The organism is uncultured Enorma sp. (assembly GCA_905210055.1).
Taxonomy (GTDB): Bacteria; Actinomycetota; Coriobacteriia; order Coriobacteriales; family Coriobacteriaceae; genus Enorma.
This window is the reverse complement of record CAJLVH010000021.1, coordinates 1-18,384: the sequence shown is the minus strand read 5'-3', so window position 1 is coordinate 18,384 and position 18,384 is coordinate 1. Positions and strand designations below refer to the sequence as shown.

Sequence of the window (18,384 nt, the reverse complement as noted above, 5' to 3'; positions counted from 1 at the left end):
AGCGCGTGCTCGCCGAGGGCACCGATGCGAAGCTCAAGGCCAAGCAGAGGCTGGCGCTTCGTCCCGAAGGCACCGCCGGTGTGGTGCGCTCGGTGGTGGAGAATAACCTTGTGCCGCAGGGCGGCTCGCCCGTCAAGCTGTACTACGCGGAGGCGATGTTTCGCGGCGAGCGTCCTCAGAAGGGTCGCCTGCGCCAGTTCCACCAGGTGGGCATCGAGTGGCTCGGCGCGCCCGACCCTGCGGCAGATGCTGAGTGCATCATCATGCTCATGGAGCTCTACCGCCGCATGGGCTTCGACCTCTCGAAGCTCCGCCTGCTCATCAACAGCATGGGTGACCCGGCGTGCCGGCCGGCGTATCGCGAGCGCGTGCGCTCGTTTATCCTCGATCATGCAGACGAGATGTGCGACGAGTGCCGCGAGCGCGCCGAGTTGAACCCCCTGCGTGCCTTCGATTGCAAGAACGACCACTGCCGCGAGGTCATGAAGGCGGCACCGCTCATGCGCGACGAGTTGTGCGACGAGTGCTGCGAGCACTATAACCAGGTCAAGCGCTACCTCGATGCGGCGGGTATCGCGTACGTGGAGGATCCCACGCTCGTGCGCGGCCTCGATTACTACACGCGCACGGTCTTCGAGGTCGAGGCTCCGGGTGCCGGCGTGGGCTCGATTGGCGGTGGCGGTCGCTACGACGGGCTCGTGGAGCTCGAGGGCGGCAGACCGACGCCGGGCGTGGGCTTCGCCGTGGGCTTCGAGCGCGCAATGCTCGCGCTCGAGGCGTTCGGTGTCGAGGCGGCGGACGAGGTCGCCCCCTGTGTCTATGTGGCAAATGCCGGCGACGAGCTGCGCGAGACGGTGTTCTCGCTTGCACACGAGCTTCGGAGCGCAGGCATTCGCACCGAGGCGAATTACCAGGGACGCTCGCTCAAGAGCCAATTCAAGCAGGCCGATAAGCTCGGCGCGGCGCTCATGGTCGTCGTGGGCGGCGACGAGCTCGCCCAGGGCGCGGTGCGCGTGCGCGATATGGCGACGCACGAAGAGACGCTCGTCCCGCGCGACGCCCTGGTTGACGAGGTGCGTTCACGGCTCGGCTTGGTGGGACGATAAGACCTGGTGTGATTGTCCCATTCACGGCAAGGATGACGAGAGGATTGCTATGACTGAAGAACGAACGACGCGTGCCGCGGAAGCGGGCAGCCATAAGCTCGGAGCCACGGACACGGATATCGTCTACCAGAGCTACTCTGAAATTGAGCTCCCCGAGCGCCTGCACGAGAGCCTCGCGCTCTTCTTGCGCCTCGAGCGCTCGGTTCTACGCGATTACGACCCGCGCATCTGCGATTTGTTCGACAAGCTGCTGAACAGCGTGATTCGGGCGAACGAGGGCGACCCCGGCGGCGCTGCCGCGGGCGAGGAGACGGACGGGCAGGGCGTGCCCTTGGCGAATACCCCGAGTGCGCAGGCATTCCGCGACGCCGTCGCCCTCATCGACGACCTTTCGATTGACGACGCGCAGGTCGTGGTGCGTGCGTTCACGTCGTTTTTCCATCTGGCGAACCTTTCGGAGGAGAACTACCGCGTCGAGACCCTGCTCGAGCGCGAGCGCAAGGTTTCAATTGACGCCATCGTTGACCCCACGAACGAGCTCACGGTCGCCTACGATCAGCTCACGCGCGAGATCGGGGGAGGGCCGGCGACTCAGCTGCTCGGCAAGCTCGAGTTCCATCCCGTGTTCACCGCGCACCCCACCGAAGCGCGCCGTCGCGCGGTCGAGGGCAAGATCCGTCGTATTGCACAGCTGCTCGCGGAGCATCCGAACCTCGGCGGCTCGGCGCTCGTGGAAAACGAACGGCATCTGCTGCAAGAGATCGACGCGCTTGTGCGCACGAGTCCCACGGCGGCTCAGAAGCCCACGCCCATCGAAGAAGCTGACACCATCATCGACATCTTCGACAACTGCCTCTTCGATACCATTCCTGAGGTGTATCGCCGGTTCGACGACTGGGTGCTTGGCGAGTACGCGGGCTCCGTCCCTCCCGTGTGCCCTGCGTTCTTCCATCCCGGCAGCTGGATCGGGTCGGATCGCGACGGCAACCCCAACGTCACCGCGAAGGTGTCGCGCGAGGTTGCCGCGAAGTTCGCGACGCACATGGTACAGGCGCTCGAGGAGAAGTGCCGCCGCGTGGGACGCAACCTCACGCTCGAGGCGGATCACACGAAGCCGTCCGACGAGCTACTGAATCTCTGGAACCATCAGGTCGAGATGAGCGAGGTGCTCACGTCGCGGGCGAGCGCGATTTCTGCCCTCGAGCCGCATCGCGCCGTCATGCTCGTCATGGCGGACCGCCTGAACGCGACCGTGCGCCGCAACGCCGACACCATGTACCACACCGCCGACGAGCTTTTGGCCGACCTGCGCGTCGTACAGCGCTCGCTTGCCGCGGCGGGCGCCCCGCGCGCGGCGTATGGCCCTGTGCAGACGCTCATCTGGCAGGTTGAAACCTTCGGCTTCCATATGGTCGAGATGGAGTTCCGTCAGCACTCGGTCGTGCACGAGCGCGCGCTGGCCGATATCCGCGAACACGGCATTCACGGTGAGCTCGCGCCCATGACGCGCGAGGTGCTCGACACGTTCCGCGCCATCGGGTCGATTCAGAAGCGCTACGGGCAAAAGATGGCGCATCGCTACATCATCTCGTTTACGAAGCGCGCGAGCCATGTGGCCGATGTCTACGAGCTCGCGAACCTCGCGTTCGCGCATGCCGAGGACGTGCCGGCGCTCGACGTGATTCCGCTGTTCGAGCAGCTCGAGGACCTCGAGGGTTGCGTTGACATCCTGGACGAGATGCTCGAGCTCCCGGCGGTTCAGAAGCGCCTCGCGCAGACGAACCGCCGCATGGAGGTCATGCTTGGCTATTCGGATTCTTCGAAGGACGCCGGCCCCACTACCGCCACGCTCGCGCTGCATGCCGCGCAGGCGCGTATCGCGGCGTGGGCGGAGAAGCACGATATCGACCTTGTGCTCATGCACGGGCGCGGCGGCGCGGTCGGGCGCGGCGGAGGACCGGCGAACCGCGCGGTGCTTGCCCAGCCCAAGGGCTCGGTCAACTGCTTCTTCAAAGTTACCGAACAGGGCGAGGTCATCTTCGCGCGCTACGGCAATCCTTTGCTGGCGCGGCGCCACATCGAGAGCGTCGCAGCGGCAACGCTGCTCAACTCCGCGCCCTCGATCGAGCAGGCGAACACCGAGTCCACCGCTCGCTATGCCGATATGGCCGAGCGCCTGAACCGTGCCTCGCACGAGCGCTATCTCGACCTGCTCAACACGGAGGGCTTCGCGCCGTGGTTCTCGATCGTGACGCCGCTCGCGGAGGGTGGCCTGCTGCCGATTGGCTCGCGGCCGGCCAAGCGCGGGCTGGGCGCGCAATCGCTCGACGATTTGCGCACCATTCCCTGGGTGTTTTCGTGGAGCCAGGCGCGCATCAACCTGGCTGCCTGGTACGGCCTGGGTACGGCCTGCGAAAAGCTCGGCGATCTGGAGCTGCTGCAGTGTGCGTACCGCGAGTGGCCGCTCTTCGCGACCTTCATCGACAACATCGAGATGTCCATCGCCAAGACCGATGGCCGCATCGCGAAGATGTACCTCGCGCTCGGCGACCGCGAGGACCTGGCACGCAAGGTTTACGAGGAGATGCAGCTCACGCGTCGCTGGGCGCTCGCGATTACGGGCGCGGCATGGCCGCTCGAGCACCGGCATGTGCTGGGCCGGGCGGTGCGCGTGCGCAACCCCTATGTCGACGCGCTGTCGCTCGCGCAGGTGCGCGCGCTGCGCCTCGTGCGCGAACAGCAAGAGGAGCTCACGGAAGAGCGGAAGGCCGAGCTTCTCGCGCTCATCCTGTCGACCGTGACCGGCGTCTCCGCAGGGCTTCAGAACACGGGGTAGTGGCGATTCGCTCGAGCGCGGCGCGCGGTTACGATAACGCCGCTGTCCCGCGGCTATGTTGACCGGCTGCAACATTTCCGCAGAGGCTCTTTATCCAAAATCTTCGAAGGATCTGTTCATTATTCTTCGTCAAAATGAACTTATCCTTCGAAGATTTCTGGTTTCAGGTGAACATGGGTGTAGCGAAGCGAACTTGCAGGGTTTTGGGTAGCGAGCTTGCGAATGGCTCCGACAACCTCGGAGCTTCGCGGGATGCCATAGCACATGAGCTTGTCAACGAACGTTTCAATATGCTGCGTGTCGTCATACGATATGCGTAAGACAGGAAAGCCGTATAGGGTGAGCTCGGCCTCGCGATGCTGCTCGTCGGCAAGCGTGCTCACTGCTGAGCATCCTGAACGCTCGGCGTCTTCGTGATACTTCCGCATACCATCCGCTTCACCGATGACATGCGAACCATCTGGCATATCCCAGAGGAAGTCGACGCGATAAACACGCGACGGATCAAGGGGGCGGGGCAGCTCGACTTGGAGTCGAGGTAGCGAGAAGCCCTGCGTGATCATAAGGGCGCGAGCGTACGATTCGAGCCAGCTCTCGCTTTTCGCATCGGCATATCCCATGATGCCGATTGCGCGCTGTACGCCCGTGCAGCCCCTACCGATTTTCCTAAAACGCTGCTGCAGCTGGGTGGGGGAAAGGTCGCTGAGCGCGGCAGCGCGGTCGGCGATGGGCAGGCCGTGGTCGAACGGTCTCTTCCTCAGGCAGTCGAAAGCTGTGCGGACGAGCGAGGTGACAAGGATGCCGTCAATAACAACGACGTCATCATTCGAGATGCAGTGGCGAACGATGTCGCCTCTTGAACTTCGGCGATCGCGCGGCGTCGTTGCAATGTGCGTTCGGCTGAGCGATGCATAGGGCATAGGAAGCCCCCATAGCAGGGCGGCGGATTCGTGGCAGAAGACCCAGCCAGGGTGAAGAGCTTGCAGCGCTTTGATGATGTGGAGCGCCCGGGTATCGGGTTTGAGTCCAAGCCAGTGGTTTTTCCGAGCGAATAGCCCTTCTGTCGGACGGACAATGGATCCTAGGCGAGCGCGTCGGTTGAGCATGCCGCGCACGCGAGCGTCTGTCGAATAGGCGCATCTGCCTTGGTGCTCGGCTTCTTCGAATAGTGCATCAAGCATGCGATCGTTCGCTGCACTCATAAGCACTCCATTTCAAAAATCTTCGAAAGATTAGTGCAAATTATAAGAAAAAATGCGCAGACATTACGATGATTTCTATGAGTGGAACCGATTCGTATAGGCGAGGACAAGTGAGTGGGAGCGAAAAAGTAAGGGCGCTAAACGTTGGCGGTTGAAGGCGGTGGCGCTACGCGCCGGCATGCTGCAATCGGTTGCGAAAAGTCTGCGAAATCTCGTTGACCAGGCAGCTCAGTGCGGTATACTTCTACGGTCATTTGCAGAGCCCCGTGAATCTCTGTTACGACACGTTTTATTGGAGGAGTCCGAAGTGATTTCAAAGTCGACTCACTACGCGAAGCAGGGTGAGGTCGCCCGCAACTGGGTCCTCATCGATGCCGAGGGCAAGGTGCTGGGCCGTCTGGCCACGCAGATCGCCATGATCCTGCGCGGCAAGAACAAGCCCCAGTTCACGCCCAATTCCGACTGCGGCGACTTCGTGATCGTCATCAACGCCGATAAGGTCCAGCTTACCGGCAACAAGGCCGATCACAAGACCTACTATCGCCACAGCGGGTACAACGGCGGCCTCAAGGCTGAGAGCTTCCGCACCGCCATGGAGCGTCATCCCGAGGAGGTCATCCGCCGTGCCGTTCGCGGTATGCTGCCGAAGACCACGCTTGGGCGCACCCAGCTCGGCAAGCTCAAGATCTACGCTGGCTCCGAGCATCCGCATGCTGCGCAGAACCCTACGAAGATCGAGCTGGAGGCATAAGCTATGGCTGAGAACACCGTTGTCTATCAGGGCACCGGGCGCCGCAAGAACGCCGTGGCCCGTGTCCGTCTCGTTCCCGGTACCGGCAAGGTGACCGTCAACAAGCGCGATGCTGCCGAGTACTTCGGCCGTCAGCAGCTGCTTGATGGCGCGCTTGCCCCCTTCAAGGTGACCGACACCATGGGCACCTTCGATGTCATCGCGCTGTGCGATGGTGGCGGCATCTCCGGCCAGGCCGGTGCGCTTCGCCTCGGCATCGCCCGCGCCCTGCTGAACGCCGGCGATTACCGTGCCGACCTCAAGCGCGCCGGGTACCTCACCCGTGACGCCCGCGTGGTCGAGCGCAAGAAGTACGGCCTCAAGAAGGCTCGCCGCGCTCCGCAGTTCTCCAAGCGCTAGCCGCTTCTGCACGAAGTGCTTCTTGGGAGCCCGCCTTTCCTGGCGGGCTCTTTTTTTGTGCGGCGAGAACGTTGGCGGACTGTTCAGGAAGGCGCATGTCGAGAGTGGGGCTATCCACGCATTCGGCCCTGTTTCCAACACATCCCAGGGTACCAAGGCATGCGCAGAAGGCGGGGTCTCGCGCTCTGCCTCAACGATTCTTCTTCGCCCCTTGTTGTGCCAATTTGGGTATATTTGGGTGTACGATATACCATGCGGCGCGGCGGGCGCCGTTGTTTTGCTTTAGTCGAGTAACTCTGGCTATAAAGGAAGACATGTTCAAGTCTGTTTTGAAAACGTTGGGATTCCGTGGGCACAGCAGCGTGCTGCTCTCTCCCCTCGCCGGAAAGGTCATCCCCCTTTCCGATGTGCATGATCCGATGTTCTCGTCGGGCTCGCTCGGCGAAGGCGTCGCGATCGAGCCCACGGGAGGCAAGGTCGTCGCACCTTCGGATTCGAAGGTGAAGGCAATCTTCCCCAGCGGTCATGCCGTCGCGCTCCATACGAACGAGGGGCTCGACGTGCTCGTGCATATCGGACTCGATACGGAGAAGCTCGAGGGCAGGCATTTCACGGTCCATGCTGCGGTGGGTGACTCGGTGAAACGCGGAGACGTGCTCATCGAATTCGATCGCGATGCGATCAAGCGCGAAGGTTATGACCTCACCGCGCCGATCCTCATCTGCAATTCTGCTGAATATTCGTGCATCAAGGGCGAAGTAGGCGACACCGTGGGCGAGCTGGAGAAGCTCCTCACCGCCCGCGAATAGCGCTACTATGGTTAGCATGCGACCCGTTCGGGGCTCGCGGGTTCTTCGTTGGAAGGGGTTCTCATGTTCAAGATCGTCAAGGCGCGCGATTACGACGATATGAGCCGCAAGGCGGCGAACATCATCTCGGCGCAGGTTATCTTGAAACCTGATTGCGTGCTTGGTCTTGCTACGGGCAGCACGCCGATCGGGGCGTACCATCAGCTCATCGAGTGGTATAAGAAGGGCGACGTGGACTTCTCCCAGGTGAGCACGTACAACCTCGATGAGTATCGCGGTCTCACGCACGACGACCCGCAGAGCTATCACTTTTTCATGCGCGACAACTTCTTCGATCACATCAACATCGACCTCGCGAACACGCATGTGCCCGATGGCTCCAATCCCGATGCGGACGCTGCCTGCAGCGAGTATGACAAGATGGTTGCCGAGGCGGGCTATCCCGATCTGCAGCTTCTGGGTATTGGCAATAACGGCCACATCGGCTTCAACGAGCCCGATGACCACTTCTCGAAGGGCACGCACTGCGTCGACCTCACCGAGTCCACGATCAAGGCGAACAGCCGCCTCTTTGAGCGCGAGGAGGACGTTCCGCGCCAGGCGTACACCATGGGCGTGCAGACCATCATGTACGCGCGCATGATCCTCGTGGTGGCCAACGGTGCCGCCAAGGCTCAGGCCGTCCACGATATGTGCTTCGGTCCTGTGACCCCGAGCTGCCCGGCGTCGATTTTGCAGCTGCATCCGAATGTCGTCGTGGTTGCCGACACCGAGGCGCTCGCGCTGTGCGAGTAGGCGGCGGGGATTCTGAGGTAGGCTTCGCATCCTAAAAGGCATGCCTAAGATGCCAACGCGGTTTCGCTGGGTATGCACCATCGAAAAACGGTTCAAGGCGGATTTCGTGATGTCGGGATCCGCCTTTTGCTCTGCGCATCGCATGCCGATGTTTTCCACGTCGCTTTCTATGGTCTGACATCAACCTTAGCTTAATCTTGCAGGTGGAGCCGCAGATTAAAAAACATACCCCCTATCATACGATTGGGGAAGGGGACAGGCCGGAGCTGCGAACGGAAGGGGGTAATCTGCGAATGGTACCTGCTTTAAGAATCGATGGCGCGCATGTGGAGCGCAAGATACGCTAGCGTGACGCAGCGCGCTTGTATACCAGCGGGTTGGTTCATACCTGCTGGAAGTTTTCAACATGGGCGCGAATCTTGCCATAATCTTGCACAAAGCAAACCAATTTTGAATATCGCAGGCGATTGACACGCCGACGCTGCCGTCTTCCCCGTATCGTTCGGATAGGGATGAATGCGAGGGAAGCAATGGGAATGGATTCTTGGAATGCAGCGAAACGGCATGCGACGAAGACCACGGGCAAGGTGGCTTCTGGCGGAGGTGTGCGGGCGGCTCGCCCGAGAGCACGTGGTGCGCGGACGCTACCCATGGGGCCGAGCTTCATGGTACGCAGAACAGCACTCATCCAAGAGGTCATCCGGCAGGTATCGAGCGCTGGGATAGGCGTGGTGTGCGCGCCGAAGGGATTTGGCAAGACTGCATTGCTCATCCAGTATGTAGATGAGGTTGCCAACGACCCGGAACGGGGGAACGTTCGGCTCATCGACGCGGAGGACGCGGTTGTCGCCGAGCTTTCCGTCCAGATCGAGGAGATCACCGAGACATTCGCCGCGGCGCCGCATCCGGCGATCGCGATCGATAACCTGCCGCCGTTCGAGGGATCGGACATCGATGCCTTTATAGACGTGCTCAGGGATGCGCGCGCCGCCGGCATAGAGGTCGTCGTGGCATGTACGCCCGCGGCTGGTGAGCTTACGCGCAGAATGGGTGATGCGGCGAAGTTCGGGGCGCAGCAGCTCAAGATACAGCCGCGGGAATTTGCCGAATGGTCCCACGTGCTCTCCATCTCCGCCTCGCTCGACGTATACACGCTGACGCAGGGCGTGCCGCTCCTCGTGGCTGCCCTTCAGGGCATGACAAATCAGACGGCAACGATGCCCCAGCCGGTGGAGAGCCATGTGGTCGACATGTACCGCACCATGCTGGAAGAGCTCAACCGCATCGATGCGGCGCGGTATAAACTTGCAGCGATGCTGCTGTTGGCAGGAGATGGGAACTTCAGCGATCTTGCGCGCGCAGGGCTCGACGCCTCCGCTCCTGAGCTGCGGTCGCTGTTGCGAGAGTATCCGGTATTCGGCGAGGACAGGGCGTTGGGAACCTTCACCTGCTTGGGCTCCGAGCCGGGCGCGCGCAGACAGGTTCGCGAGGGTATCGCCCGCGATGCGCTGCCGCTCGTTCGGCGTACCGCTCGCGCCCTTCTGAAGGCAGGTCGTGCTGATCGGGCGGTCGCGCTCGTCGACGAGCATCTTTCTGCGAAGGAGGCTGCGGACTTCGTCGATGCGTTCCCGCTCCTCTTTGCGATGCACGGGCACGCACGCTTCGTGAGCGAGGTGACGGCACGGCGCCATGAAGCGGGCGGAGGCGAGCGCGCATCGCTCATGCTCGAACTCGCCGTCTATGCTTCCTCGTTGACTGCGGGAGATTACCGTTTAGCGCGCGCTGTTGGCGGGGAGCTCCGCCTTCGCGTGGACGAGGTGGTGTCGGCGACGCAACGGCAGGCATGGGAGGAGGCTCGGCTGCTTGCCAGGTCGGTGTCGCATGCGTCCGGCCTAGATCTTCCTGCGGTGGTTGCGCTTAGGAAGCGCGGCAGCGCGCCACGGGGCATCGACTGCGAGGCGCTCGAGGTGCATGCACGTTGCCGTCGGGCGCTCATTGAATGCGGGGAGTGGACGGGAGACGCGGAGCGCTTGCTCGAACGGGTGAGCAACGGTCTGCAGGGCGATGATGCGGTCGATATCCCGCTGGCATTTCTGCGTTGCGACGTCATGCTCGCCGAGGCGCTCATGGGCTCTCTTGGCCATATCGGTAAGGATGACGCGGAGCTCGCAGTGGCGGACCGTGTATTTCGCGAGCGCAAGCTGGCACCGCTGGTGAACTATGCTAGGCTCGTGCGTTCGGCTCGGCGCCTGCTCGCAGGGTCACCGCTCATCGACGAGCGCGCTTTCACCGATGCGGGCACCGCAGCACTCCGAGCATCCGACCTATCGCTGCAGTTGACAGCGACGTTGTTCGCCGGTTGGCAGGAGCTCGTGCAAGGCCAGGCAATCAACGCGCGCTTCCGTGCACAGCAGGTGTTGAAGCTCGCGGACGAAGGCCAACCGTACTTGCAGATGCAGGCGGGATTCCTTGAGCGCATCGCGCATCTGTGCGGTATGTCTCGCGGAGCGGTGCGCGAAGAAGCAGGTCTTCAGGATCTGAACAGGAAGGATGTGACGCCTGCGGAGGCTTGGGAATGCGCGGCTTGCCTCTCTGCAGCACGCGATGACGCCGAGCTCGCCGCGTGGTTCTCCTTGCACAAGGAGACGTTGCTCACGCCTTCGTTCAGGCTGTTCGCACGGCTTGCGATATCGGTTTTGGGCCCGCGCGCCGATGCGCTGCGTCGCATGCTGCCGGCGGGCACCGCCCCGTACTATCTGTTCGATGAGGATCCGAAAGACGAAGAGCAGCCCTTGTTCGAGCTGTTCGCAAAGGATTATTCAGAAGAGGAGGTCGGGAGGGTGTCCATCCGGCTGCTCGGCGGTTTCTCGGTGACGAGGAACGGGCATGTCCTTACGGATACCATCTGGAAGCGGCGCAAGATAGGGCTTCTTGCAGCGCGCCTCGCTATCGAACGGGGAACGTACGTCACGCGTCGCACCATCACCGAGGAAATCTGGCCGGGTTTGGATTACGCGAAGGCACGTGAGAACCTCTATTCGACGTTGTCGACGTTGCGACATGCCCTGGGGCAGCGCAAGGATGGGCCGCAGTACATCGTGACGCAGGGGGATGGCATCGCCTTCAACAGCGAGTTCGTGGACTGCGATGTCGTCCGCTTTGGCGAGCTCGCGCGCGAGATCCTGCTCGGACACCTCCGCATGAGCTCTTCGCAGCTCATATCGATGTGCTTGAAGGTGGAGAGCTTGTATTTGGGGCCGCTGCTCGTCCCCGATCGCTGCACCATCCCGTATTTCACCCATATGCGTCATGTACTGCAGACGAAGTTCATCGACTGCATGATTCGCGGCGTGGACGTAGCGATCGAGGAAGAGGATGTGAACTCCGCGCTTTGGATGATCGAGGCGGCGCTGCGCAGCGAGGCGGGACGCGAGGATGTCGTACGACGCGCATTGCAGGTTTACGAGCTTGCCGGACGGTATTCAGATGTCGAGGAGGTGTATCGCATGCATCGGGAGCACCTGCGCCGACAGGCCGACCGCGCTCCCGAGCCCGAGACGGAGCGGGTATACAGGCAGATCGAGGGGAGGCGCTTGAGGTACGGAGCATAATTGCGCACGGAGTCTCGCGGCATCGGGCAAGTTGGCGGATTGCCGAGTGTGCGCGTCTTTACGCTGCGCCCTGCTTGGGGTTCGCTAGGGAAGCGCGATGTGCTCGATATCGTCGCGCTTGCTCTCGCGGTACAGGGAGAACTTGCGACCGATGACCTGGATTACCTCGGCATGGCAGCGCTCGGCGAGGATATCGGCGGCCTCACGGGCATCGAGGGAGGAGGTGTCGAGCACCGAGCACTTGATGAGCTCATGAGCTTCGAGGGCGGCATTCGCCTGCTCCACCACACCGTCGTTCACGTCGGTTTTACCAATGATGATGGAGGGCTTGAGATGGTGGGCGAGACTGCGCAGATGGCGAACGTGCTTGCCGGAGAGAGCCATGGGAATCGCTTGCCTTTCGCGGTTGCGGATCGACTATCGAATGCTTTGGTCGGAAACGCAACAACGATACCGTAAAGGGACGTGTTTCTGCAAGAAGGAGGTGGTATGGGAGGATGATGCCCTCATCGCCTCGGCGATGAGGGCATATGCCCGAGAACGGAGATCAAAACAGTTGGCGGTGTGGTGGAACGGTACCCTCTCCCACGATATAATGAAAAAACCGTTGAGGCGCGCGACGCGCGCAAAGGGAGGAGACCGCCATGAACGAGCAAGAGCAGCAGGGAATGCCCCCTGTGCCGCAACCTGCCGAGTCCGAGCAGCCCGCTGCGCCCGAGCAGCCTGTTGCACCCGCTCAGCCCACGCCCGAGCAGCCTGTGGCTGAGGTTCCGCAACCCGTCCCCGCACCGGCTGATCAGCCCGCGTCGGCATCCGTGCCCCCTGCGTGGTCCGCTGCCGGGATGCCTCAGCCTCCGGTGACACCCGCACCGGGAGCCACACAGGCCGCGCCGGGAACCACCCAGGCGGCGCCGGGAGCCACACAGCAGGCAAGCTGGCAGGTTCCGCAGAGCCAGCCCGCGCCCGAACAGCCTCCGGCGTACGCCCAGCCTCCTGCTACCGGGTATGCTGCACCGGCGCAGGCTGATATGCCCACGCCCGTGCAGGCGCAGAAGAAATCGAATGCGGGGCTCATCGTGGGCGGCATCGTTGGCGTGCTGCTGGTCGTCGTGGCGGTTGTGCTCGTGGCGTTCGTCATTCCTAACCTGAATTCTCCGAGTGCGAGCACGGGGGACGCGACGGTCGACGAACCCGTCGAGCCGGATACCCCCGCCGACGATCCCGCAGAGCCGAGCGTTTCCGCCGATGGTGACGCGGAGGCCCTGGTCACCGCTGCTGCTGAGGCCGAGCTCGACAAGCTCAAGAACGCCGACCCCGAGGCGCTGGCGCTCGTGGGCGATATCGTGAACGAGGGCTTCGAAAACCAGACCGATGAGACGCTCGAGACTTGCGGCGTCGATCCGGAGGAGTACGCGCGCATCATGCTCGAGGACTTCTCGTACACGATCGATGACGTCTACGTCTACGAGTCGATTGACGAGGCGACGGTGTACGCGACCGTGAACTGCCGCGACATCTTCGAGCTCATCGACAACTACAATTACATGCTCGAAGCCCATGTGAACTCCGAAGACTACCAGTACACCACGTATGAAGAGGATTGCCAGCGCATGGGCATGATCTTCATCGAGGCGGCTGAATCGGCCGGCATGAACGGTGGCTATCAGATGACGATCGACCTCACGTATGAGAACGGCTCATGGGTCATCGACGAGGACCAGTGGGAGAGCGAGCTCGACTGGCTCTTCGACGTAGAGTAAACGGTTCGCCGGGCGAACACCACGCCTCGGCACAATATGTAGATAGCGTCCTTGCTATGCAAACGGCGTGCTGCGACTGGGCGGTGCGCCGTTTTCTTGTTTTTACCACCACTGCTCAACGTGTTAAATAATCAATATCTAGTGTTACCGTTCACGGAATATCGCAATATGTTGGTATTAGTGTTCAGCCACCTTGCTACAATGAAATGCGGCTGCCTCCGCGCGCCTCGAGGCGAATCGGTTTTGTCCGCACGGGCAGCGAAACTACCGGCAGCCGCCCATTTCAGCTAGAAAGCGAGGATCCCATGGCAACCACAGTCGAGGAGCTGATCTGCCGTCGATTCACGTCGGCGCTCGACGCACCCGAGAACGCAGGCAAGACGGTGTACGACCTCTTCGAATGGTCGAAGCGCGACGTGCTCCTCACGGACTACAAGACGGGCAGGGTGCTCTGTGAGATGCACGACCTCGAGTTTCCCGTCCAGTACTCCCAAAATGCCGTAGACATCATCGCGTCGAAGTACTTCCGCCGCGCAGGTGTGCCCGAAACGGGGCACGAGACCTCGATGCGCCAGGTCGCGCATCGCATGGTCGATTTCTGGGTCGCGGCGCTCATCGACGAGGGCATGATCGAAGAGGGCGATGAGGCGCAGATTCTCTACGACGAGCTTGTCTACCTCATTCTCGATCAACGCTTCGCCCCCAACTCTCCGCAGTGGTTCAATACCGGTCTCAAGCGCAGCTACGGCATCGCGGGCGAACCCCAAGAGATGTATTACGTCGACCCAGAGAGCGGCGAGGTGGTCGAGTCGATCGACCAGTATACGCGCACCCAGGCGAGCGCCTGCTTCATCGTGAGCGTGCAGGACAAGCTGCTCGGCGACCACTCCATCTCCGATGAGTTCGTCACCGAGACGAAGCTCTTCAAGGGTGGTTCGGGCACAGGTTCGAACTTCAGCGCGCTGCGCGCCGAGGGTGAGAGGCTTTCCGGCGGCGGGGTATCGAGCGGCGTCATGAGCTTCCTGCGCGGTCTCGATCGCAACGCGGACGCCATCAAGAGCGGTGGCACCACGCGCCGCGCCGCGAAGATGGTCTGCCTCGATATCGACCATCCGGATATCGAGAAGTTCATCACGTGGAAGTCGCGCGAGGAGGACAAGGCGCTCGCGCTCATGAAGATGGGCTACGACGGCGACATCAACGGCGAGGCCTACTCGACGGTCTCCGGGCAGAATTCGAACAACTCCCTGCGCATCGATAACGAGTTCATGGCGAAGGTCATGGCGCTGCCCGAGGATCCGGATGCCAGCTACGAGCTCAAGGGGCGTGTCGATCCCGACTTCAACCGCGAGGTTTCGGTCAAGCACATCTGGGACATCTTCAACGAGAGCGCCTGGCGCTGCGCCGACCCGGCACCGCAGTTCAGCGATACCTTCAACGAATGGCATACGTGCCCCGGCGGCGAGGACGGCGTCGTGGGCGCCTACTATAACCGCCTGAACTCCACGAACCCTTGCGGTGAGTACGCCTTCTTGGACGATTCGAGCTGCAACCTCGCGTCCATCAACGTATTCCGCTACTACGACGCGGCGACCGACCATTTCGACGTGGAGGGCTTCGAACACACGGTCGATGTCGTGCAGCTCGCGCTCGAGGCGTCCATCGCGTGGGGTCAGTTCCCCACGAAGGACATTGCGCGCAAGACCTATCGTTTCCGTGCGACAGGGTTAGGCATCTCGAATCTCGCGAGCCTGCTCATGGCGAAGGGCATGCCCTATGACTCGCGCGAGGCGCGCGCGCTGGCGTCGGCCATCGTGGGCACGCTCACCGGCCGCAGCTATGCGGTTTCCGCCACGATGGCACGCAAGGTGGGTCCCTTCGACTGCTACGATATCAACAAGCGTCACATGGCGCGCGTGATTCGCAACCATGCGCGCGTCGCCGGCGCTCGCAACGATGCGTTCGAAGACCTCACCATCGAGCCGCCGGTGGTCGATTTCGACCTGCTCGAGCAGGCGGGCGAGGGCGAGCTCGCGAGCGCACTCATCGAGAGCTGGACGTTCGCCGAAGAGCTCGGCGAGCGCTATGGATACCGTAACGCGCAGGTAAGCGTTATGGCACCCACGGGCACCATCTCGTTTGCTATGGATTGCGGCGCCACCTCAATCGAGCCGTTCTTCAGCCACATGGCCTACAAGAAGCTTTCGGGCGGCGGGTTCATGACCATCGCGAATCCGGTGATCGGCGACGCCCTGCGCCATCTTGGCTATGCCGAGGATGAGGTTGCCGATATCCTCGCGTATGTGCAGGCAACCGATGAGAACGGCATGATTGTCGACGGAAAGATCGAGGGTGCGCCGCACCTCAAGCCCGAGCATCTGTCCATCTTCGATACCGCGAACGTCTGTGGGTCGGGCGAGCGCTATATCGCGCCGCGCGGGCACGTGCTCATGGTGGCTGCGCTCACGCCGCTCGTCTCCGGCGCCATCTCCAAGACCGTGAACCTGCCGCGCGAGGCGACCGTCCAGGATTTCAAGGACGTCATCACGCTTGCCTGGCAAACGGGCTGCAAGGGCATCACCCTCTACCGCGACGGCTCCAAGAACGCGCAACCGCTCAACACCTCCCTTTCCGACGATGGCGGCGAGAAGGATCTGGCGGATCTTTCCTATGCGGCGCTGCTCGAGTACGCGCAGGGGGCAAAGGTGCAGCTCGCGAGCGCCCAGCAACCAGCGCGCCGCAAGCGCATCATGGGCATTCGCAACGGTCGCACGCACCTGGCGCAGATCGACGGCGTGAAGATCTATACCACGGTGAACCGCAACGAAGAGGATAAGATCTCCGAGCTCTTCGTGACGACCGATCGCGAGGGCACCACCATCATGGGTCTTTTGAACTCGCTTTCGAAGACCATCTCCGTCATGCTGCAGTACGGCATCCCGGCCGAAAGCATCTCCAAGATGCTGCGCGGGCAGATGTATGAGCCCTACGGCTTCGTGCAGAGCCACCCGAACATCAAATACGTAACCTCGATTTCCGACCTCATCTCGAAGGTCATCGATATCGAACTCGGCGACTACACGCGCGTTCAGGTGAAGCCCGAGGGCTGGGGACAGATCGCCGGTGCCACGCCTGCGCCCGTCGTGCCGATGGCGGTCGAGCTTGACCCCGATGATGAGCCTGTGGCGAGTGAGGAGGAGCTCTCGCGGCTCGCCGCTCAGAAGGAGCAGGAACTCGAGGAGGAGACCGGCATCGCCAACAACGGCGACTACTATACCGCCGCGTTCGTGAACGAGGCCGTGCACGACGCGGCGCTCCACGGCGAGCGCCTCTACGACGGCAGCACCTGCCCCAACTGCGGCAGCTCGCGCATGGTTCAGAACGGGACGTGCAAGGTGTGCATGGATTGCGGAACCACCACGGGGTGCTCCTGATCTAGAGATTGCTGATCTTGGCGGTGCGCTGTAGCGCCCAACCTTGACATTCAAGCGAGCGGGCACGGCCTTAAGGTCTACGCCCGCTCGCTTTCGCGCCGCTTCAGGGTGTCTACAGCACGCCGGAGCAAGTGATGATCACGAGCATCGCGGTGATGCCGATTGCGATGCTGACCGTTCCCGCGAGGCCGGAGAGACCATGGTCTCCACCGCACCAGAGCGTATAGAGGGGTGCGAGGGCAGACATGGGCGCCCAGATGACGGTGGCGATTACGCAGCGTGTGAGGCTGTCGACGGGCAGGAAGAACCAGACGGCGAACGAGAGCACGAGGCTCGTGCCCACGCGCAGCGCGAGTACCTCGAACAAGCGGTTGAGCTTGCGGGCGTTGACGTGCGTGCTCGTCATGAGCCCGAGCATGAAGAGCGACAGGAACGGGTTCGCGTTCGCGATGGGCTCCACGAATTCGATCACAACGCCCGGTATGCGAATGCCTGCGAGCGCGAGCGCAACGAGCAGGATATAGCAGTCAAACGGGATGGATGAGAACAGGCGCTTCAGCATCGTGCGCAGCCGGTGGGGGTCGTCCTCGCCGCCAAGGAGCGCTTTGGTGAGGGCGAATGACCCGCCCGTCACGACAATGGAGTTGCCCGCATCGATGAGACACGCGGTGACCACGCTCGATGCAGGAAAGATCGCCTGGATGAACGGGAGGGCGAAGCATCCGATGTTCATGCCGCCTGCGCCGAACAAGAAGAGCGGGCGATCCTGCTGTGACATATGGCTGGTCGCCAGCAGGGCTACCGCATAGGGAATCGCTGCGCAGGCGAATCCCACCACGACGATGACGAGCATGGAGGGGAGCACCTCGGTTGATCCGAACGCGTGGATGATGGTTGCGGGCAGCGTGAGCTTGAATACGATGGTCGAGATGAGTTTATCCGCCCCCTTGCTGATGAGGTCGAGGCGGGATGCCGCGATGCCGAGTGCGATGATCGTTGCGAAGGAGGTCACGCTCAGAAGCGCGGTTTCCATAATGCCTCCAGAGAAGGGGTCGGTGGTTTCCGGTGCAACAGGATAGCGCTTCTTACGCGTCGCTCGGCGATTTTTAACGACCCGTTTTTATTCACGCGGATGCCGTGGTCTTTGCAGGCGGGTGGTCGATGGGCGTTGCGGCGATGGTACGCTATGCACGACGTCATAGTCTTGTTTTTGCGCGTTGGAGGTCGACATGCCGCAGCATCTTCGCCCAAGCCATGCATCCCGAGAGGAAACCGCGCACGTCGCCCGCGATTCGCATGGTGTGCAGGCACCCATCAACGCGGCGGGCGCCGCTCATGAGGCTGCTCGTGCCCGCCAGCGCGACGTCGAGCGCCTGCGCCGCGAGGCTTCGGGTGCTTCAGCGCCTCAGCGCTCTCATATTTCGCGTGAGGGGAATGACGCCCCAGGTGGTTCCGAGCGTACGCGGCGCATCATCGTCGCGGCATCGGTGTTCGTTGGCTGCGCGCTCGCCGCACTCGTTCTGTTCGTTGGCGGAAGGGCTGTGGTGGATGCCCTGCTTCACGATGATGCGGCAGACGATACCGCGGCAGTTGTGGACGGCGCGTCGGAAGACGCGTCCGCACAGAGGTGCGTAGCGCGTATGGCGGAGCAGGGAACCATCTCGACCGGCGGCTACGTGTA

General features: G+C 62.2%; 13 protein-coding genes. 10 read left to right on the top strand and 3 right to left on the bottom strand.

The window, feature by feature from the left end; all coding sequences use genetic code 11:
• Together hisS and QZ079_RS02850 are read left to right on the top strand one after the other, a co-directional pair.
• On the top strand, positions 1 to 1,106 hold a 1,106-nt coding region (gene hisS / locus QZ079_RS02855), incomplete at its 5' end, for a histidine--tRNA ligase (RefSeq protein WP_297034860.1).
• A 49-nt stretch (positions 1,107 to 1,155) separates the two neighbouring features.
• The gene (locus QZ079_RS02850) at positions 1,156 to 3,942 is read left to right on the top strand and encodes a phosphoenolpyruvate carboxylase (protein WP_297034856.1); all 2,787 of its coding nucleotides are present in this window, start codon (positions 1,156 to 1,158) and stop codon (positions 3,940 to 3,942) included.
• Positions 3,943 to 4,082: 140 nt separating this feature from the next.
• On the opposite strand, the gene QZ079_RS02845 is transcribed toward QZ079_RS02850, so the two are convergent.
• Positions 4,083 to 5,144 carry a hypothetical protein gene (locus QZ079_RS02845; RefSeq protein WP_297034852.1) on the bottom strand — a complete coding sequence of 354 codons (1,062 nt, stop codon included), beginning with the start codon at positions 5,142 to 5,144 and terminating at the stop codon, positions 4,083 to 4,085.
• A 307-nt stretch (positions 5,145 to 5,451) separates the two neighbouring features.
• Between QZ079_RS02845 and rplM the strand changes: the two genes are divergently transcribed.
• From rplM to QZ079_RS02820, 5 genes are all read left to right on the top strand, one after another.
• Positions 5,452 to 5,895 (top strand): 50S ribosomal protein L13, encoded by a 444-nt coding sequence (gene rplM, locus QZ079_RS02840; RefSeq protein WP_291289534.1) that lies wholly within the window; start codon positions 5,452 to 5,454, stop codon positions 5,893 to 5,895.
• Positions 5,896 to 5,898: 3 nt separating this feature from the next.
• Positions 5,899 to 6,294, top strand: a complete 396-nt coding sequence (gene rpsI / locus QZ079_RS02835; RefSeq protein WP_291289533.1) for a 30S ribosomal protein S9 — start codon at positions 5,899 to 5,901, stop codon at positions 6,292 to 6,294.
• A gap of 314 nt (positions 6,295 to 6,608) precedes the next feature.
• The gene (locus QZ079_RS02830) at positions 6,609 to 7,103 is read left to right on the top strand and encodes a PTS glucose transporter subunit IIA (RefSeq protein ID WP_291289532.1); all 495 of its coding nucleotides are present in this window, start codon (positions 6,609 to 6,611) and stop codon (positions 7,101 to 7,103) included.
• A gap of 63 nt (positions 7,104 to 7,166) precedes the next feature.
• Positions 7,167 to 7,898 carry a glucosamine-6-phosphate deaminase gene (gene nagB / locus QZ079_RS02825; RefSeq protein ID WP_291289531.1) on the top strand — a complete coding sequence of 244 codons (732 nt, stop codon included), beginning with the start codon at positions 7,167 to 7,169 and terminating at the stop codon, positions 7,896 to 7,898.
• Between the two features lie 665 nt (positions 7,899 to 8,563).
• A complete protein-coding gene (locus QZ079_RS02820; RefSeq protein WP_297034846.1) occupies positions 8,564 to 11,509 on the top strand; it encodes a BTAD domain-containing putative transcriptional regulator in 2,946 nt (981 codons plus the stop codon).
• Positions 11,510 to 11,593: 84 nt separating this feature from the next.
• Here QZ079_RS02820 and yhbY read toward each other — a convergent pair whose 3' ends face one another.
• Positions 11,594 to 11,893 carry a ribosome assembly RNA-binding protein YhbY gene (gene yhbY, locus QZ079_RS02815; protein ID WP_291289529.1) on the bottom strand — a complete coding sequence of 100 codons (300 nt, stop codon included), beginning with the start codon at positions 11,891 to 11,893 and terminating at the stop codon, positions 11,594 to 11,596.
• Positions 11,894 to 12,153: 260 nt separating this feature from the next.
• Between yhbY and QZ079_RS02810 the strand changes: the two genes are divergently transcribed.
• Both QZ079_RS02810 and QZ079_RS02805 read left to right on the top strand, forming a co-directional pair.
• Positions 12,154 to 13,269, top strand: a complete 1,116-nt coding sequence (locus QZ079_RS02810) for a hypothetical protein (protein ID WP_297034841.1) — start codon at positions 12,154 to 12,156, stop codon at positions 13,267 to 13,269.
• A 305-nt stretch (positions 13,270 to 13,574) separates the two neighbouring features.
• Positions 13,575 to 16,703, top strand: coding sequence for a vitamin B12-dependent ribonucleotide reductase (locus QZ079_RS02805; RefSeq protein ID WP_297034838.1), 3,129 nt, complete (start codon positions 13,575 to 13,577; stop codon positions 16,701 to 16,703).
• Between the two features lie 112 nt (positions 16,704 to 16,815).
• On the opposite strand, the gene QZ079_RS02800 is transcribed toward QZ079_RS02805, so the two are convergent.
• Positions 16,816 to 17,736: an AEC family transporter gene (locus QZ079_RS02800; RefSeq protein ID WP_297034835.1), complete on the bottom strand. Its 921-nt coding sequence runs from the start codon at positions 17,734 to 17,736 to the stop codon at positions 16,816 to 16,818.
• 196 nt (positions 17,737 to 17,932) lie between these two features.
• On the opposite strand from QZ079_RS02800, the gene QZ079_RS02795 reads away from it, so the two are divergent.
• Positions 17,933 to 18,384 (top strand): hypothetical protein (locus QZ079_RS02795; protein WP_297034833.1); only part of this gene is annotated, 452 nt, incomplete at its 3' end.